Below are 15,474 nucleotides of genomic sequence, written 5' to 3' on the forward strand. Positions count from 1 at the left end.
GCCCACCGGGACCGCCGGCCCCGGGGTGGGCGGCGGCAGCGGGGACGGCGCGGGCGTGGCGGGCGAGGGGGAGACCGGCAGCAGCTGCGCCGTCGGCTGATCCGAGGCGGACGGCGACGCATCCGGCAGTGCCGCCACGCTGACCTCGTCGCCCGCCCCCGGCCCGCACATCACCAGGACGGACGCCAGCACGGCACCCGTCCCGACCATCGCGGCCGTCCAGGCCTTGCGCGACAGACGCCTCGGCGGCGGGGCCGTGGACCACGGCGGCACCGGACTCGTCGGTACCGGATTCGGCGGGATCGGATCCGTCGGCACCGGCGGCGGCTGCCAAGCGTTCTGCGGCCACTGCCACTGCCCTCCGGTGGGCTGCCCAGTCATGTGCTCGTCCTTCCAGCGGCCCCCCTAGAACCTTGCCGTGCTCAACGAGCGCGCCGACGCCGGGACATGACCCGGAAGAGGGGTCTGGACGGGCGTTGATTGCCACCGCGCCACATGCTGGGGGGCATGGAGACCAACAGCACGTCCTCGGCCATGGTCGAGGTGGCCGCGTTCCGGACCGACAGCCGCTACCGCCTCGTCCACTTCGAGGGACACGGCTGGGAGCCGCTCGCACCCGAGGAGTTCGAGCCGCGCGTCCACCAGCTCTTCCCCGACCTCGACCCGCACGACGCCCAGCGGGTCCACTGGGCCGACCGCCCCTGGGAATGGCCCGCCTGGCACCCCGGCGAGGCCTGAACCCGCCCGGTGCGGCCGGAACCGGTGGGCCGCGGCAGCGCCGGCCACCGAGTTCGTTACGCTGAGCGGGTGAGTACGGATCACTTCTGGCGTCGACTGCCGGGCCGGGCCGTGGACACCTGCTCGCCGGAGGAACTCGGCGAACTGGTGCCCCGCGACCGCGACCTCCGGTACGACCGGCTGGCCGCCGCGGGCCTCGCCCTCGGCGCGCGGCAGACCGCCGTCCTGATGGAACTCGCGCTCACCGAGAACGGCCTGCACCCCGACCCGGCCGCCCGACTGCCCGTCTACGGTGGCGGGCACCACCGGCCCGACGGCGCGCTGCCCGGCGACTCCATGCCGGTGCTGCGCCCCGAGCAGGTCGTGGCGGCCTCCGCCTTCCTGCGCGGCTCGGCGCTCGGCGAACTCGTCCGCGAACAGGACGGCGTGCTCGCCCGGACGGTCGCGGAGCTCGGATACCCGACGCCCTGGTCCGAGACCCTGGCGGCACTCGTCGTCCACGACCTGCGCGAACTGCGGGACTTCTTCGCCGGCGCGGCCGCTGCCGGGGACGCGGTGGTCGTCCGGGAGGCGACGTGACCGGGTCGGCCGGAACCGAGGGCTACGGCGAGGAGGCACCGCAACTCGCGGTCCAGTACGAGAGCGTGAGCTTCGCCGAGGTGCACCGCGAGCTGCGCCACCTGTACCCCGCCCCGCCCGCGTCCGTCCTCGACATCGGCGCCGGCACCGGCCGCGACGCGGCCGCCCTCGCCGCCCTCGGCCACCCCGTGGTCGCGGTCGAGCCGACCCCCGAACTCCGCGCCGTCGGCGAGCGGTTGCACGCCGGCTCCGACGTGCGGTGGGTCGCCGACGCGCTGCCCGGCCTGCCGCTGCTCGCCGCCGAGGGCGAACGCTACGACCTCGTGCTGCTCACCGCCGTCTGGATGCACCTCGCCCCCGCCGAGCGCCCGCCCGCGATGGCCGCCCTCAGCCGCCTCCTCGCCCCCGCCGGCCGCCTCGCCCTCACCCTCCGCCACGGCCCCGTCCCGCCCGGCCGCCGGATGTTCGACCTCCCGGCCGAGCCCACCGTCACCCTCGCCACCGCCTGCGGCCTGCGCCTCCTCCACCGCGCCGCCCGCCCCGACCTGCACGGCAGGGACGGGGTGCACTGGACGGCGCTGCTCTTCGAACGCCCGGGGGCGGACGCGTAGCCGCTCGCGGCAAGCGGCATTCGCGCCGTGTGGGGAGGAAGCCCCGATCGTCCGTGATTCGGGCGAGGCCGAAGGGCGGAGACACCGCCCCGGGGCCGTCGGCACGATGGCGGTGCCGGGGGCACCGGTCGGAGGCCGCGGGGGATGGTCTCCGGCCGGTCCCGCGCCGTACCGGCCTGGCGTCGGACCGGCCGCGGTGCCCCGTGGAGCCGAAGGTCATCCGGCCTCCCGACGAGTGGAACTGACGGGCACTCACGTCACCCGCCATGCCGGCACCGCCCGGCCGTCCTGCTCCTTGCGGATGCCGTCGCGCACACCGCCGACCCCCTCCGGCAGGGCCCGCACCTCCACGGTCGGGCGTCGGCCCGGCTCGACCTCCGGCCCCGTCGGCGAGGACCCCGCCGCCCCGGCCACGCGACCGGGTCAACGAGGGGTGCGGATCCGGGGGACCCGACCTACGGTGAGGATCGGGACACCGGGCGGCCGTACGCCGCCGACGGTGATCCCCCCGCCACAGGCGATGGACCGATCGCCGGGCGCCCGCACCACGCGTGGCAGGCCCCGTACGGAATCGCCGAATCCGGTCAACGGAAACCAGACACTCGTCGCCACGACGAGTGGGAGGCATCATGAGAAAGCTCCCGGTCGCACTGGCTCTGATCCCCGCCGCCGCGCTGATCACGTCGTGCTCCGACAACGGGGGAGCGGCGTCCGGCGGCGGCACCGCCGCGCAGAAGCCCGCCGTCGTCACCGCCGAGCCCGTGCAGTCCCAAGCTCCCCAGTCCCAGACCGCCCAGGCGCCGCAGACGCAGGTGAAGGTGGTGGCGGACGGGCTGGGAGACCCGTTCGAGCTCGCCTACGCCCCCGACGGCCGGCTCTGGGTCAGCGAGAAGTCCGGACTCAAGATCACCCGGGTCGACCCGCAGAGCGGCGCCAAGAGCACCGCCCTCGACCTCACGGGAAAGGCCTTCCACAGTCAGGACGGGCAGGACGGGGTGCTGGGCTTCGCGCTGCACCCGGACTTCGGCAAGGACAAGGGCAGCGACTACGTCTACCTCGCCTACACCTACAAGAACGGCAACGACTCGGCCACGAAGATCGTCCGCTACACCGCGAAGGACGGCCTCCTCTCCGACGAGCAGCCCGTCCTGACGGGGCTGCCGGGGCACAACCAGCACCAGTCGGCCCGGATCCGGTACGGGCAGGACGGCAAGCTCTACTACTCGATCGGCGACCAGGGCCACAACTACATGGCCGACTACTGTCTGCCGAACCACGCGCAGGACCTGCCGACCGCCGCCCAGGTCGCCGCGTCGGACTGGTCGCTGTACCAGGGCAAGGTGCTCCGCATCAACCCGGACGGCTCCGTCCCCGACGACAACCCCGAGCTGAACGGAGCCCGCAGCCACATCTACGCCTACGGCATGCGCAACCCGGACGGCATGGACTTCGGCGGCAAGGACCTCTACACGGCCGAGAACGGCCCGCTCACCGACGACGAGTTCAACCACATCACGAAGGGCGGCAACTACGGCTGGCCCAACGTCGCCGGGTGGAAGGACGACAAGGCGTACGTCTACTCCGACTGGTCGCAGGCCAAGGGCGGTTGCGAGAAGCTCACCTACAACCCGGACCCGAACACGCCGCCGGCCGAGGTACCGACGACGAAGGAGTCGGACTTCACCAAGGACATGGTCTCCCCGCTCAGCACGTACGGGACGACCGTCGAGAGCGGACACGACTTCGGCACCACGCCGGTCTGCCCCGACGCGGCGTCCGCCTACATGTGCTGGCCGACCATGGCGCCCGGCAGCCTCAAGGTGTACGGGGACGACGTCCTCGTCACCTCGCTGAAGAACGGCACCGTCTTCCGGCTCTCCAAGGACGGCAAGAAGTACGAGGAGCTCTACCGGACCGTCAACCGCTACCGCGACGTCGCCCTCAGCCCGGACGGCAAGACGCTGTACATCGCCACCGACAGCGAAGGCCAGCACATGGTCCGCGGCGACGGCGGTACCCCGACCACCCACCTGGCGAACCCGGGGGCGATCCTCGCCGTCCCCTACGACCGGAACAAGACGCAGTGAAGCCCCGACACGGAGGTGAGACAGTCATGACCCGTCACGACGAACAGCCCAGGCGCGCCCGGCAGTCCCGGGAGCGCACCACCGACCGGCCGAACACCCCGCCGGAAGCCGCCCGTTGGCGCAAGCCCGGCTACCAGGTGGTGGAGGCGTCACTGGAGGTCTCGGCGTACTACCTCGCCAAGCGGTAGCGGCCCCCGGACCGCACCGCACCGGTAGGACCACCACTCGAAGAGGGAGGAAGCGCTGTGCGACTGCACGTACTCGGTACGGCAGCCGGCGGCGGCGTCCCGCAGTGGAACTGTGCGTGCCCCGGCTGTGCCGGGGCACGCGCGGTTCCGTCGCGCCGACGGCTGCACGCGTCCGTCGCCGTGGAGACCGAGCCCGGCCGGGTGTACCTCGTGAACGCCACGCCGGACATCGCCGAACAGATCGAACGCTGCCCCTGGCTGCGCCCCGACGGCCGGCGCACCCGGCTGTCCGGCGTGATCCTCACGGACGCCGAACTCGACCACACGCTCGGCCTGGCGCGGCTGCGCGAGGCCGACGAACTGGAGGTCATGGCGACCGACGCGGTACGGGACGCCGTGCACAAGGGGCTCGGCCTCGGCGAGGTCCTCGCGCCCTACACCCGCCTGCGCTGGCGGGACTTCGACGGCGTCGAGCTCGAACCGCTCTCCGGCAAGCGCCCCCGCTACGCCCGGGACGCCTGCGACGGGGACTGGGTGAGCGCCCTGCGGGTGGGCGGACTGCTCTACGCGCCGTCGACCGGCGTCTGGACCGACGGGTTCGGCGAGGACGCCGACCTGATTCTGGTCGACGGCACCTTCTGGGACAACGAGGAGCCCCGCACCGCCGGGTTCTCCACGAAGTCCGCCACGGGGATGGGCCACCTGCCCGTGCTCGCCACCCGCGACCGGCTCGCCGCCCTGTCCGCCCGGTGCCTCTACACCCATCTGAACAACACCAACCCGCTCGTCGACCCGGACTCCCCCCTCCACGCGGAGCTGGCGGACCGGGGCCTCGGGGTGGCCGCGGAAGGAGCGGTCCTCACATGGTGACGACCTTCGAGAGCGAGCTCAGGGCCGTGCCCGAGCGCCGCTACCACCACCGGCACCCCTTCAACCTGAGGATGCACCAGGGGCTCCTGCTGCCGGAGGAGCTGCGCACCTGGATCCTCAACCGCTTCCACTACCAGCGGCACATCCCGGTCAAGGACGCGCTGATCCTCGCCAAGCTGGAGGACCCCGCCCTGCGCCGGCTGTGGATCCGCCGGATCACCGACCACGACGGCGGCGACGGCGACGAGGGCGGCATCGAGCGCTGGCTGCGGCTCGGCGAGGCGGCCGGGCTCGACCGCGCCGACCTGCTCTCGGGCCGCGGGGTGCTGCCCGGAGTACGGCTCGCCGTCGACGGCTACGTCAACCTCTGCCGCCACGGCACGCCCCTGGAGGCCGTGGCCGCCTCGCTGACCGAACTGTTCGCGCCGGACCTGATGGCCGCCCGGATCGCCGCCTTCGAGCGCCACTACACCTGGATCGAGCCCGTGGGCCTCGCCTACTTCAGGACCCGCGTCGGCCAGGGCCGCCGCGACAGCGACGAGGCGCTGTCCCTCGTGCTGTCCTGGGCGCGCACCCGTGCCGAGCAGGAGGCCGCCATCGCGGCGCTCTCCTACAAGTGCGAGCTGCTGTGGACCCTCCTCGACGCCGTCGAACGGGCCCCGGCGTGACCTGGCGACCGGCCCTGAGCGGGTACGCGCGGCTGCGCCACTGCCCGGTGCGGCACAGCACGCTGCTGGTCGTCCCGGAGCGCATCGTCGTCCTCAGCGCGGAGGCGGCCGCGATCGTCGGACTGTGCGACGGCACCCGGACCGTACCGGAGATCACCACCGAGTTCCCGGCCGAGGGGGCCGACGACGTCGTGGACTTCCTCGACGACCTGAAGGAGCGGGGATGGCTGCGGTGAACCCGCCCTGGGCCATGCTGGCCGAACTCACCCACGGCTGCCCCCTGCGCTGCCCTTACTGCTCCAATCCGCTCGAACTCACCGCCCGTCAAGCGGAACTGACGACCAGTCAATGGCTGGACGTGCTGACGCAGGCCGGTGAGCTCGGGGTCGCGCACGTCCACCTGTCGGGAGGGGAACCGCTGTTGCGGCGCGACCTGACCGAGATCGTCGCGGGGGCCGCCCGCGCCGGGATCTACGCCCAGCTCGTCACCAGCGGACTCGGCCTGACCCGGGAGCGGCTGGCCGCTCTGACCGCGGCCGGGCTGCCCAGTGTCCAGCTCTCCGTCCAGGGCGCCGACGCCGCCTCCTCCGAGCTGATCGCCGGGCGGCGGTCGTTCGCGGCGAAGGAGCGGGCCGCCGCGCTGGTCCGCGAGGCCGGACTGCCACTGGGTCTCAACGTCGTCCTGCACCGCCTGAACCTTGACGACATCGACGCGATCGTGGACCTCGGCATCGCCTGGGGCGCGGTGCGCATCGAACTCGCCAACACGCAGTTCTACGGGTGGGGGCTGGCCAACCGGGCCGCCCTCATGCCCACCCGGGACCAGCTCACCCGGGCCCGGGAGGCGGTCGAGCGCCGACGGCGGCGGACCGGCGTCGAACTCGTCTGGGTCGTCCCCGACTACTTCGACGGCGTCGCCAAACCCTGCATGGGCGGCTGGGGCGCGGTCTCCCTGACCGTCGCCCCCGACGGACGGGTCCTGCCCTGCCCCGCCGCCTACGACCTCCCACTGGACCTGCCGAACGTCCGCGACCACGGCCTCGCCTGGATCTGGTCCGAGTCGTCGGCCTTCCGGGCCTACCGCGGCACCGACCGGCTGCCCGAGCCCTGCGCCTCCTGCGCCCTCCGGGAGGTCGACTTCGGCGGCTGCCGCTGCCAGGCCTTCGCACTCACCGGCGACCCGGGGCGGACCGATCCCGCGTGCGCGCTGTCCCCTGACCACGGCCTGATCGCGGAGCTCGCCGCCCGGCAGGGCGGGGAACTCGTCTACCGGGATCCGGCCGGCCGCTGAGGCTCCGCTCCGCGGGCCGGCGTCCCGGGGCCGGCCTGCCCGTCGCCCGGCCGGTGTTCAGGCGGTGCCCGCGTGGTCCTGTGCGGCGCCGAGCAGGTGCCGGACGGCGTGCCGGGCGTGGTCCAGCGGCTCGCGGCCGCGCCGGACGGAGGCGAGCAGCACGGCGCCCTCCAGCAGGGCGAGCACCTGCCCGGCGGCGGTCCCGGCCCGCCCCGGGTCGAGGCCCTCGCCCTCCAGCCGGCCGGCCAGGACCTGCTGCCGGCCCGCGTACAGCTCGGCGCAGAGCGTCCGCAGGGCCTCGTCGGTGCCGGCCACCTCCAGGGCGACGGTGGCGATCGGGCAGCCGCTGGTGTACTCCGACGGGCTCTCGCGCCCTTGTCAGAAGCGGAGTTGGGGCGGGTGGCCGGTCCAGTGCAGCTCCTCCGGAAGATGTCCCTGGTCGTTCAGCAGGAGGACGGCGGGCGGGCGGCCGGGCGTGTAGCGCAGGACGGTCAGCGCCGCGTTGGCGGCGTTGACGCCGAGCCAGCGCCAGGCCGGGGCGTCCAGGGCGTGCCGGACCAGCCAGCCGACCAGGAAGGCGTGGGTGACCACCAGTTCGTGCCGCACCTCGCCGCCCGGCACCGGCCCGGTGAACCGCTCGACGGCCCGCCGCGCCAGCGCGGCCCCGGTCTGCCGTTCCTCCGCCGTGGTGCCGGAGAGGTGGTCCAGCAGGAACCGGGCGCTGTCCTCGGGGAGTTCGGCGGGCGCGGGCACGTACGGCACGAAGTCCCCGGCCTCCTCGCGGCATTCCGGACGGACCCCGGCCAGCTGCTCCGCGACCAGCCGCGCGGTCTCGGCGGCCCGGGGCAGCGGGCCGTGGTGCAGGGCCGAGACCGGGCGGCCGGCCAGGCGGCGGCCCAGCAGGACGGCCTGCCGGCGCCCGGTCTCGGTGAGTCCGCTGCCGTCGCCCTCGGAGGCGGCCTCACCGTGGCGGGCCAGGTACAGGTAGCGGGTGGCGCGTTCGGTCATGCTCCGGGGCTCCTTGCGACGAGGGAGGATCACTCGTCCCGGAGTGACACCCCGCGGGCCGCGTCCGGTTCCGGGGGCTCAGCCCGCCGCGTGGGCCTCGTCCAGCAGCGCCAGCTCCTGTGCCGACAGCCGTAGCGCCCCGGCGGCGATGTTGTCCTCCAGGTGCGCCACGTCGCCGGTGCCCGGGATGGCCAGCACGTGCGGGCCGCGCTGCAGCGTCCAGGCCAGCCGCACCTGGGCGGTGCTCACCCCGCGGGCCCGGGCCACCGATCGGACCTGGGCGGGCTCGGCCCCGCCGGCGCCGTCCTGCCGTCCGGCTCCGGCGATGGCGTAGAAGGGGACGAAGGCGATGCCCTGCTCCCCGCAGATCCGCAGCAGCTCGTCCTGCGCCGGGGTGGCGCCGATGCCGTACGGGTTCTGGACGCAGACCACCGGTGCGGTGGTCTGCGCCTCGGCGAGCTGGTGCGGGTGGACGTTGGACAGGCCCAGCTGCCGGATCAGCCCGGCCCGGCGCAACTCGGCCAGCGCGCCGAAGCGTTCGGCGACCGAGTCGGTGCCGAGGACGCGCAGGTTCACCAGGTCGAGGTGGTCGCGGCCGAGCTGGCGCAGGTTCTGCTCGACCTGGGCGCGCAGCCGCTCGGGCGTGCGGGCGTGCTCGACCCACTCGCCGTCGGGGCCGCGGCCCGGGCCGACCTTGGTGGCGATCACCAGGTCGTCGGCGTACGGCGCGAGCGCCCGGTTGATCAGCTCGTTGGCGGAGCGCAGCGGGGAGAAGTAGAACGCCGCGGTGTCGATGTGGTTGACGCCGAGTTCGACCGCGCGGCGCAGCACCCGCAGGGCCTGTTCGCGGTCGCGCGGGACGGCGTCCGGGACGAGTGCCGGGCCGGTCTGGGGCAGGCGCATCGTGCCGAAGCCGATCCGGTGCACGGTGCGGTCGCCGAGCGTCCAGGTGCCGGAGGCGGCGGCGGTCACGGTGGTGTGGGTGAGGGTGGGGGTGTGTGGGGGAGTGTTCTCCGCGGTGTTCGAAGTCATGCTGGTCATGATCGTCACTGCACCGGCCTGACCGCCAATGATTCGAACATATCTGAATGCGCGGGGCGGGGGTACGGTGGCCGGCCTCGGGACCGCCGGTTAGGCTGCCCGGCGTGGAGAAGGAGAGCGGCGCGGCGGGCGCCGGGCCGGGGGACGACCGGGCCGCGGCGCAGTGGCTCCGCGAGCACTTCGGGCTGGTCCCGGAACCGCAGGGCTCGGTGACCGCCTTCGACGGACGCCTCGTCATCGACCTGGACACCCGGGTCGTCACCCTGGACGGCCGCGAGGCGCAGCTCACCCGCTCCGACGTCCGGCTGCTGCGGGGCCTGGTCGAGCTGGGCGAGGGCGTGCACGAGTCGTCCTCGATCATGTGGGAGATCTACAACGCGCCGTTCAATCCCCATGAGTTGAGGTACCTGATGGCGGTGCTGAGGATCAAGCTCGGCGAGCCCTCCTGGATCGTGCGGACCGAAGAGGGGTACGGCCTGCGGCCCCCGGAGCCGCCGCGGCCGCCCGCTCCCGCCGGGCACTGAACCACCGGAAGCCGGTCCGGGCCGTCCGCAGCGGCGCACGGCGCCGACCGGCCCCGGGGAGACCTCCGGCGCCCGGGCGCTCCGGAGCCGCATACTGACGGCATGACAGGTGGAGACGGCGGCCGGGCCCCGGGCCGGCGCGAGGTGCTGCGGGCGGGTGCGGCGGCGCTGGCACTGGGTGCGGCGGGGTGCACCGGCGGGGGCGGGCCGAGGGCGGCGGCCACCGGCCCGTCCGTCACTCCCGGCGGAACAGCGACACCGACGCCCGCACCGGAACCGACGCGGACACCGACAGCGGCTCCCACGGCGACCCCGCTGCCCCGGCCGCCCCTCTGGCAGCCCGGCCCCGGTGAGATCCGGCCCGACGTCAAGCTCCGCGCCGTCGAGCTGGTCGCCGCGCTCGGCGCGTGGCCGCCCGGCGGGCAGGGCGTGGAGGCGGCCCGTACCCGGGTGGCGGCGCTCGGCCTGCCGCCCGCGCTGGCCGACCGAGCGGGCCCGCTGGCCCCGGCGTCGGCCGAGGCGAGCCTGGAGGTGATCGTCGCCCAGTACGGGGGCATCCTCGACGACTCGGCGAGCGTGCTGGTGGTCTGCCGCCAGTGGACCCGGGGGCCGGACGGCTCGGTGGTCGAGGGCGGCACCACGGTGGACGTCCGGCTCACCGGGGCCGAGCCGCGCTGGAACGTCACCGAGCTGCGTCCGGGCGTCGCGGGCCCGGCGGCCGAGGCCCCGCCGGCCGCGGTGGCCCGGGTGCTGGCCGAGCCGCGGATCGAGCTGCCGCCCGAGGCCGCCGCCGACCTTCGTGGCGGCACCGTCCACGACAGCGTGCTGGAGGCGATGCTGCGACTGGCCGGCCCGTACACGCTCTCGGTGAGCGTGGTGCGGACCGGCCACCCGCTGGACGTCTTCGGGACGACCCGGCCCAGCGACCACCCGCTGGGCCGGGCCTTCGACGTCTGGCGGATCGACGGCCTGGCGGTGGTCGACCCGGGTACGTCCCGGCAGCTGGTCGAGTCCTTCATGCGGGACGCGGCCGCCGCCGGTTCGTACAACGTGGGGGGTCCGGTGGCGATCCCGGGCGTCGGCAACCGGTTCTTCACCGACGACACCCACCACGACCACTGCCACGTGGGGTTCGACCACTGACGGGTGGACGTCAGTTGACGTTGACGCCGCTCCAGGACGCCGCGACCGCGTTGTACTCGGTGCTGCCGGCGCCGTACAGGTCGCGGGCCGCGTTCAGGGAGGCGGCGCGGGCGCCCTTGTAGTTGGTGGTGGAGGTCATGTAGACGGTCAGCGCCCGGTACCAGATCTTGGCGACCTTGTCGCGGCCGATGCCCGCCACCGTGGAGCTGTTGCAGGTCGGGCTGTTGTAGGTGACGCCGTTGACGGTCTTGCTGCCGCTGCCCTCGCTGGCCAGGTAGAACCAGTGGTTGCCGACGCCCGAGGAGTAGTGCACGTCGAGCTTGCCGACGCCGCTGCTCCAGCAGTCGGCCGAGCTGCCGTCCAGCGAGGGCTTGTCGAAGCGGCGCAGCCACGGCGGGGTGGACTGGTCGCTGAACAGGTAGTCGCCGGTGTCGACGCTGTTGTTGGCGTAGAACTCGACCATGGTGCCGAAGATGTCGCTGGTGGACTCGTTGAGGCCGCCGGACTCGCCGCTGTAGCGCAGGTTGGCGGTGGCGCTGGTGACGCCGTGGGTCATCTCGTGGCCCATGGTGTCGAGGTCGACCTGCTCCGGGTCGGTGGTGCCGTCGCCGTCGCCGGTCATCATGCAGAAGCAGGAGTCGGACCACTGGGCGTTGTCCCACTTGGTGCCGACGTGGACGAAGACGGTGGCGCCCTTGCCGTCGTTCTTGATGCCGTTGCGGCCGTGGACGTTCTTGTAGTAGTCGTACGTCCAGGCGGTGTTGGCGTGGGCGTCGACGGCGGCGGTGGAGCGGTCGGTGGAGAACTTCTTCCCGTCGCCCCAGACGTTGGTGGCGCTGGAGAACGCGGTGCCGGAGGATGCCTTGAGCGAGCTCGCCGAGAGGTTGTTGGCGTCCTTGGTGACGTGGCCGCGGACCGGGTCGGTCAGGGTGTAGCCGCCGCCGGTCCTGGCGGTGGTGTCGATGGTGATCCGGCCGGTGTACTCGGAGTTGCCGGTGCCGGCCGCCTGGTGCTCGGCGTCGTAGGACTCGATCTGCTCGCCGGTGGTGGCGTCGGTGACGACGACCTTGCCGGCCGGCTCGCCGTGCTCGCCGGTGCCCTCCACGGTAGTGCGCCAGGCCAGCCGGGGCGTGCCGTCGGCGGCCCAGACGACCAGCTCGGGGCTGCTGACGGCGTCCTTGACGCCGGGGGCGGCGGCCAGGGCGCCGGCCGCTCCGGACTGCCCGCTCACCTTGGGGACGGTCGACTTCACGGTGGCGTCGTGGGCGGCCGCGCGGGAGGAGTCCTTGAGCCTGCCCTTGGCGTCCTGGTGGACGACGAGGTCGCCGCCGACCACCGGCAGGCCCTGGAAGGTGCGGTCGAAGCGGACGTGCGAGGCGCCGTCGGCGTCCAGCACGACGTCCTTGAGGACGAGGTCCTGGCCGGCGCCGAAGCCGAACACCCCGGCGTTGCGGGCGACGTTGGCGCGGGCCTGGGATATCGCGGCGTCGCGCGAGCCGGTGGCGGCGGACGCCGTGGCGGCCGGGACGGTGGCGCCGGCGAGGGCGGCGACGACCGCGACGGCTCCGGCCACGCGGGCACGGCGGGAGGAGGGCGTGGGGGTCACTCTGACTCCAGTGGGGTCGCTGTGCAGGGAAAGGAGCTGCGACCGAGATTGACGGGGGTCAGTCAGATTCAGCTAGGGGAAAGGTCATAACTTTGCCAAGTCGTGTCCTTGGTCGATAAAAAATGATCGAAAGTTAACAAGGGCTCTACAGTGCCGTCGTGACGATCGACTACCTGTGGCGCGGCCCGCTGACCGACCCCGAACTCGACGCCCTGCACACCGAGGGCTTCGGCGCCCCCGCCGGCCTCGCAGGCGCCCCCGCCGACCTCACCGGCCACCCCGCCACCGACACCCCGGCGGAGTCCGGCGGTCGGCTCGCCCGGCTGGAACGCCACAGCCTCGGCTGGGTCACCGCCCGCCGTCCGGCCGGCGGCGCCCTGGTCGGCTTCGTCAACCTCGCCTGGGACGGCGGCGCCCACGCCTTCCTGCTGGACACCGTGGTGGCCCGGGACGCCCGGCGGCAGGGCATCGCCACCCGGCTGGTCGGCGAGGCCGCCGACGGCGCCCGCGCGGCCGGCTGCGCCTGGCTGCACGTCGACTTCGAGCCGCACCTGCGCCCCTTCTACCGCGACGCCTGCGGCCTGCGCCCCACCGACGCCGGCCTGTTGGCCCTCTGAGGCCCCAACTCGCCCCGTCCGGCCGGTCGCTGGGGCGTCCACCCCTCGGACGCCCGGCCCCGCCCCCGGTCGACGGTTGTACTCTGCACGCGGACGGACGGCGCCGGCCCGTCCGGTGCGGCGCCCCGCCCGCACCCTGCCCGGCGCCGCGATCGGAGTCCCATGAACTCATCCGCCCCCGACTTCGACGGTCCGCTGCTGCGCACCCGGGACGTGGACGTCGTGCGCGACGGCCGGCACCTGCTGCGCGGGATCACCCTGGAGATCCGGCCCGGCGAGCACTGGGCGCTGCTCGGCCCCAACGGGGCGGGCAAGTCCACCCTGCTCGCCCTGCTCGGCGCGGTCTCCCACCCGACCCGGGGCGAGGTGGACGTGCTCGGCCGCCGGCTCGGCCGGGTCGACATCCGCGAGCTGCGCGCCCACCTCGGGCACGTCAACCCGCGCCATCCGCTGCGCTCCCCGCTGAGCGTGCGCGAGGTGGTGCTCACGGGGCACACCAACACGATCGAGCCGGAGTTCCACCGCAAGCCGGCCCCGGAGGCGCTGGAGCGGGCCGAGCGGCTGATCGACACGCTGGGCATGCGTGCGATGGCCGGGGCCGCCTGGACCACGCTGTCCCAGGGCGAGCGCGGCCGGGCCCTGATCGCCCGCGCGCTGATGCCCAGCCCCCGGCTGCTGCTGCTCGACGAGCCCGCCACCGGGCTCGACCTGACCGCCCGCGAGCTGCTGCTGGACAGCCTGGACCTGCTGCGCCACCAGCACCCGGAGCTGGCCAGCGTGCTGGTCACCCACCATCTGGAGGAGCTGCCGGAGAGCACCACCCACGCCCTGCTGCTGCGCGGTGGCGAGTGCGTGGCGGCCGGGCCGGTGGACGAGGTGATGACGACGGAGCTGATCAGCGCGACGTTCGGCCACCCGATCCGGATCAGCCGTCACGAGGGGCGCTGGACGGCCCGGGCCGCGGCCCGCCGGACACCGGGGAGGTAACGGTTCGGGGGGTGGGTGTAGACGTCAACACATGTTTACGTAAGGTATGCCTTAGCTAATGATGGTCTGCTGGTCCCCGGCGGGCCGCGCTTCCTTGGCACACCCATGCCCCTTTCCGTTGGAGCCCGCATGTCCGCCCGTCGCCGTTCCACCGCAGCCGCGCTGCTCACCCTCGCCGTGGCGACCGCAACCCTGGCCGGCTGCGCGTCCAAGAAGGACGACAAGGCGGCCGCCTCCGACGCGGTCAAGGTGAACGCGAGCGACAGCGCCTGCGAGGTCTCCAAGACCACCTTCCCGGCCGGCCACGTCGTGCTGGACATCAGCAACAAGGGCTCCAAGACCACCGAGGTCTACGTCTACGGCGACGGCGACAAGATCGTCACCGAGCGCGAGAACATCGGCCCCGGCACCAAGGCCAGCATCAACGCCGAGATCAAGGCGGGCTCGTACGAGATCGCCTGCAAGCCCGGCATGGTCGGCAACGGCATCCGCCAGAAGATCACCGTCACCGGCGAGGGCGGCAGCGCCGCGCCGACCGACCCGCGCCTGGCCGCCGCCGTCGCCGCCTACCGCACGTACGCCCAGGAGCAGGCCGACGCGACCATCCCGGCGGTCGAGGCCTTCGCCGCCGCGATCAAGTCCGGCGACCTGGAGAAGGCCAAGTCGCTGTACGCGCCCTCGCGCACCGGCTGGGAGCGCACCGAGCCGGTCGCCGAGAGCTTCGGCGACGTCGACCCGAAGACCGACACCCGCGAGGACAAGCTGGAGCAGGGCCAGGAGTGGACCGGCTGGCACAAGCTGGAGAAGTCGCTCTGGGCCGACGCGAAGATCGGCGACGACGAGAAGACGCTCGCCGACCGGCTGGTGGCCGACCTCAAGGACTGGCAGAAGAAGATCCCCGAGGCCGAGATCACCGCGACCAGCATGGCCAACGGCGCCAAGGAGCTGCTGGACGAGGTCGCCACCAACAAGATCACCGGTGAGGAGGACCGCTACAGCCACACCGACCTGGCCGACTTCCAGGCCAACGTCGAGGGCGCGCAGAAGGCCTACGAGCTGCTGAAGCCGGTCGCCTCCGAGAAGGACCCGGAGCTGGCGAAGACGCTGGACTCCGAGTTCACCGAGATCAACGCCCTGTTGGCCAAGTACAAGCAGGCCGACGGCACCTTCACCTCCTACGACAAGGTCACCGAGGCCGAGCGCAAGACCTTCTCCGACGCGGTCAACTCGCTGGGCGAGCCGCTGTCGAAGCTGGCCGCCGCCGTGGTCGTCAAGTAACCGGCCCACCCGCACCGCAGTACCCCCACCGACGCCGTGGCGGCCCGTGATCCGGGCCCCACGGCCGCCGTGGGTCAGCGCAGAACCCAGTGGAAAAGAGAAGGGCCCGCCCGCCGATGGACGCGGAGAACGAGCAGCAGAACGGGACGCCGGCCGCCGCCGGCGCCGCCGCGACCAAGGGCGCGGTCAGCCGCCGCGCCGTCATCGGCTGGGCCGGCGCGGGCGTCGCGCTCGGCGC

The 15,474-nt window shown here is 73.6% G+C and carries 18 protein-coding genes and 1 pseudogene; 14 read left to right on the forward strand and 5 right to left on the reverse strand.

Going from position 1 to position 15,474, the window contains the following annotated elements; all coding sequences use genetic code 11:
- Nucleotides 1–381 (reverse strand): annotated as a pseudogene (locus AB0E96_RS26780) (hypothetical protein); the annotation flags it as partial.
- A gap of 126 nt (nt 382–507) precedes the next feature.
- On the opposite strand from AB0E96_RS26780, the gene AB0E96_RS26785 reads away from it, so the two are divergent.
- The 9 genes from AB0E96_RS26785 to pqqE all read left to right on the forward strand — a co-directional run bounded on the left by AB0E96_RS26785 (nt 508) and on the right by pqqE (nt 7,032).
- Entirely contained in the window at nt 508–738 is a 231-nt protein-coding gene (locus AB0E96_RS26785; protein ID WP_359828000.1) for a hypothetical protein, read from the forward strand.
- 69 nt (nt 739–807) lie between these two features.
- Complete coding sequence (locus tag AB0E96_RS26790; RefSeq protein ID WP_359828002.1) at nt 808–1,317, forward strand: hypothetical protein; 510 nt, start codon at nt 808–810, stop codon at nt 1,315–1,317.
- Complete coding sequence (locus AB0E96_RS26795) at nt 1,314–1,928, forward strand: class I SAM-dependent methyltransferase (protein WP_359828004.1); 615 nt, start codon at nt 1,314–1,316, stop codon at nt 1,926–1,928. Before AB0E96_RS26790 ends, AB0E96_RS26795 begins: the two co-directional genes overlap by 4 nt.
- A 629-nt stretch (nt 1,929–2,557) precedes the next feature.
- On the forward strand, nt 2,558–4,015 hold the full coding sequence (locus AB0E96_RS26800) for a glucose/sorbosone family PQQ-dependent dehydrogenase (protein WP_359828006.1): 1,458 nt from the start codon (nt 2,558–2,560) through the stop codon (nt 4,013–4,015).
- A gap of 26 nt (nt 4,016–4,041) precedes the next feature.
- Nucleotides 4,042–4,203, forward strand: a complete 162-nt coding sequence (locus tag AB0E96_RS26805) for a pyrroloquinoline quinone precursor peptide PqqA (RefSeq protein WP_359828008.1) — start codon at nt 4,042–4,044, stop codon at nt 4,201–4,203.
- A gap of 57 nt (nt 4,204–4,260) precedes the next feature.
- On the forward strand, nt 4,261–5,073 hold the full coding sequence (locus AB0E96_RS26810) for an MBL fold metallo-hydrolase (RefSeq protein ID WP_359828010.1): 813 nt from the start codon (nt 4,261–4,263) through the stop codon (nt 5,071–5,073).
- The gene (pqqC, locus tag AB0E96_RS26815) at nt 5,067–5,741 is read left to right on the forward strand and encodes a pyrroloquinoline-quinone synthase PqqC (protein WP_359828012.1); all 675 of its coding nucleotides are present in this window, start codon (nt 5,067–5,069) and stop codon (nt 5,739–5,741) included. Before AB0E96_RS26810 ends, pqqC begins: the two co-directional genes overlap by 7 nt.
- Nucleotides 5,738–5,977 (forward strand): pyrroloquinoline quinone biosynthesis peptide chaperone PqqD, encoded by a 240-nt coding sequence (gene pqqD / locus AB0E96_RS26820; RefSeq protein WP_359828013.1) that lies wholly within the window; start codon nt 5,738–5,740, stop codon nt 5,975–5,977. Before pqqC ends, pqqD begins: the two co-directional genes overlap by 4 nt.
- Nucleotides 5,965–7,032 (forward strand): pyrroloquinoline quinone biosynthesis protein PqqE, encoded by a 1,068-nt coding sequence (pqqE, locus tag AB0E96_RS26825; protein WP_359828014.1) that lies wholly within the window; start codon nt 5,965–5,967, stop codon nt 7,030–7,032. The genes pqqD and pqqE overlap by 13 nt, the downstream gene beginning before the upstream one ends.
- Before the next feature lie 57 nt (nt 7,033–7,089).
- Here pqqE and AB0E96_RS26830 read toward each other — a convergent pair whose 3' ends face one another.
- The 3 genes from AB0E96_RS26830 to AB0E96_RS26840 form a co-directional block, all read right to left on the reverse strand.
- Complete coding sequence (locus tag AB0E96_RS26830; protein WP_359828015.1) at nt 7,090–7,347, reverse strand: hypothetical protein; 258 nt, start codon at nt 7,345–7,347, stop codon at nt 7,090–7,092.
- Nucleotides 7,348–7,410: 63 nt separating this feature from the next.
- A complete protein-coding gene (locus AB0E96_RS26835) occupies nt 7,411–8,040 on the reverse strand; it encodes a histidine phosphatase family protein (protein WP_359828017.1) in 630 nt (209 codons plus the stop codon).
- A gap of 78 nt (nt 8,041–8,118) precedes the next feature.
- Nucleotides 8,119–9,072, reverse strand: a complete 954-nt coding sequence (locus AB0E96_RS26840; RefSeq protein ID WP_359828018.1) for an aldo/keto reductase — start codon at nt 9,070–9,072, stop codon at nt 8,119–8,121.
- A 113-nt stretch (nt 9,073–9,185) separates the two neighbouring features.
- Between AB0E96_RS26840 and AB0E96_RS26845 the strand changes: the two genes are divergently transcribed.
- Together AB0E96_RS26845 and AB0E96_RS26850 are read left to right on the forward strand one after the other, a co-directional pair.
- Nucleotides 9,186–9,605, forward strand: coding sequence for a hypothetical protein (locus tag AB0E96_RS26845; protein ID WP_359828020.1), 420 nt, complete (start codon nt 9,186–9,188; stop codon nt 9,603–9,605).
- Between the two features lie 102 nt (nt 9,606–9,707).
- Nucleotides 9,708–10,748: a hypothetical protein gene (locus tag AB0E96_RS26850; RefSeq protein ID WP_359828022.1), complete on the forward strand. Its 1,041-nt coding sequence runs from the start codon at nt 9,708–9,710 to the stop codon at nt 10,746–10,748.
- Nucleotides 10,749–10,758: 10 nt separating this feature from the next.
- On the opposite strand, the gene AB0E96_RS26855 is transcribed toward AB0E96_RS26850, so the two are convergent.
- A complete protein-coding gene (locus tag AB0E96_RS26855) occupies nt 10,759–12,354 on the reverse strand; it encodes a M4 family metallopeptidase (RefSeq protein WP_359828023.1) in 1,596 nt (531 codons plus the stop codon).
- A 158-nt stretch (nt 12,355–12,512) separates the two neighbouring features.
- Here AB0E96_RS26855 and AB0E96_RS26860 point away from each other — a divergent pair, with 158 nt between their 5' ends.
- The 3 genes from AB0E96_RS26860 (at nt 12,513) to efeO (ending at nt 15,236) form a co-directional block, all read left to right on the forward strand.
- Complete coding sequence (locus AB0E96_RS26860; protein WP_359828024.1) at nt 12,513–12,971, forward strand: GNAT family N-acetyltransferase; 459 nt, start codon at nt 12,513–12,515, stop codon at nt 12,969–12,971.
- 162 nt (nt 12,972–13,133) lie between these two features.
- The gene (locus AB0E96_RS26865; RefSeq protein ID WP_359828026.1) at nt 13,134–13,958 is read left to right on the forward strand and encodes an ATP-binding cassette domain-containing protein; all 825 of its coding nucleotides are present in this window, start codon (nt 13,134–13,136) and stop codon (nt 13,956–13,958) included.
- Between the two features lie 129 nt (nt 13,959–14,087).
- Complete coding sequence (gene efeO, locus AB0E96_RS26870) at nt 14,088–15,236, forward strand: iron uptake system protein EfeO (protein WP_359828028.1); 1,149 nt, start codon at nt 14,088–14,090, stop codon at nt 15,234–15,236.
- Nucleotides 15,237–15,474 lie beyond the last annotated feature (238 nt).

This window comes from Kitasatospora sp. NPDC036755 (assembly GCF_040636595.1).
In the GTDB taxonomy this organism is placed as follows: Bacteria; Actinomycetota; Actinomycetes; order Streptomycetales; family Streptomycetaceae; genus Kitasatospora.